This window comes from Oleiphilus sp. HI0128, assembly GCF_001635365.1.
Genome location: NZ_LWGG01000455.1, coordinates 1 through 393, shown reverse-complemented (window position 1 = coordinate 393; position 393 = coordinate 1). Strand labels below are relative to the sequence as shown.

The following is a 393-nucleotide window of genomic DNA, read 5'->3' as shown; positions in this document are numbered from 1 at the left end:
CTACCCGCCATACAGGCAGATTTAAGGTCAGTTGATTGCCCAAGTCTTGGTGAAGTAGCTAAAGATATATCCGAACACCCCTCTTTAGCTGAGTTATTAGAGCGAGCAATTATCGATAACCCTCCCGTCGTTATTAGAGATGGCGGCGTGATAAAAGATGGTTTTGACGCAGAGCTAGATGACTTACGCAATATCAGTGAAAATGCCGGTCAATTTTTAATCGATCTAGAGACTCAGGAGCGGGAGGCAACCGGGCTTTCGACCTTGAAGGTTGGTTACAATAGAGTTCATGGTTACTTTATCGAGATTTCAAAAGCTCAGTCAGATAAAGCGCCCGATGCATATATAAGGCGTCAAACGCTAAAAAATGCAGAGCGCTTTATAACGCCAGAG

The 393-nt window shown here is 44.3% G+C and carries 1 pseudogene; it reads left to right on the top strand.

What is annotated here, in order from left to right:
- Nucleotides 1-393: pseudogene (locus A3763_RS05600) on the top strand (DNA mismatch repair protein MutS); the annotation flags it as partial.